Annotated in this window: 1 protein-coding gene; it reads left to right on the top strand. The window is 66.6% G+C overall.

Annotated features, from left to right (window positions below; translation table 11 throughout):
• Positions 1-84 precede the first annotated feature (84 nt).
• Positions 85-314 (top strand): hypothetical protein (locus tag PA598K_RS10055; RefSeq protein WP_221414121.1); only part of this gene is annotated, 230 nt, incomplete at its 3' end.

Raw genomic sequence — 314 nt, 5'->3', positions numbered from 1 at the left:
CAAGACAAGCAAGACAAGCATGACAAACAGGATAAGCAAGCTTCTGATGACCGATTCGCCACGATGACGAGGGAGGAACAGAGGATGAGCGACAGAAGGATGAGCAAGGTTGGGGCGGCAGCAGGTGCGGCCTGGGGGATCGAGTCGGTAAGGAAGGGGGCCGCGACGGTAGCAGCAGAAGGTGGCGTGACCGCGCGAGGGGCTTGGCTGCCAGCCAGCCTGCTGGCGCTGGTGTGCGCGTGGCTGCTGCTGGCGGCCGCCTCCAGCGCCGAGGCGGCGGTGCTGCCGCGAGCGGCGGAGGAGCCGTCTGCGAC

The sequence above is a fragment of the Paenibacillus sp. 598K genome (assembly GCF_003851045.1).
Lineage (GTDB): Bacteria > Bacillota > Bacilli > Paenibacillales > Paenibacillaceae > Paenibacillus_D.
Note: the sequence above shows the minus strand (reverse complement) of the source record. Positions and strands in the feature narration are given on the sequence as shown.